General features: G+C 63.0%; 1 protein-coding gene. It reads left to right on the forward strand.

Going from position 1 to position 513, the window contains the following annotated elements; all coding sequences use genetic code 11:
- A partial coding sequence (locus F2B26_RS16965) for an SDR family NAD(P)-dependent oxidoreductase (protein ID WP_159811258.1) occupies positions 1–513 on the forward strand: 513 nt, incomplete at both ends.

A 513-nucleotide genomic window follows, 5' to 3' on the forward strand; every position in this document is an offset into this window, starting at 1 on the left:
GATCTTCGACATGAACGAGGAAAAGGGCGAGGCGGTCGCCAAGGACATCGGCGGCGTGTTCTGCAAGGTCAATGTGATGAGCGACGAGGACGTCGACGCGGGCTTCGCCAAGGCGCGCGCGGCTCACGGCCAGGAACGCATCCTCGTCAATTGCGCTGGCATCGGCAACGCCATCAAGACCGCGAAACGCGACAAGCAGACCGGCGAGATCAGTCACTTCCCGATCTCGGCTTTCGAGTTCGTAGTCCAGGTGAACCTGATCGGCACCTTCCGCTGCATCGCCAAGTCGGCGGCGGGCATGATGACGCTCGACCCGCTGAGCGATGACGGCGACCGCGGTGCGATCGTCAACACCGCCTCGGTCGCGGGTGAAGATGGCCAGATCGGCCAGGCTGCCTATTCCGCCTCGAAGGCCGGTGTGATCGGAATGACCCTGCCGATTGCGCGCGACCTGATGAACGAAGGCATTCGCGTCAACACCATCCTGCCGGGAATTTTCCAGACCCCGCTGCT

Source organism: Cellulomonas citrea (assembly GCF_009829685.1).
Taxonomy (GTDB): domain Bacteria; phylum Actinomycetota; class Actinomycetes; order Actinomycetales; family Cellulomonadaceae; genus Cellulomonas; species Cellulomonas citrea.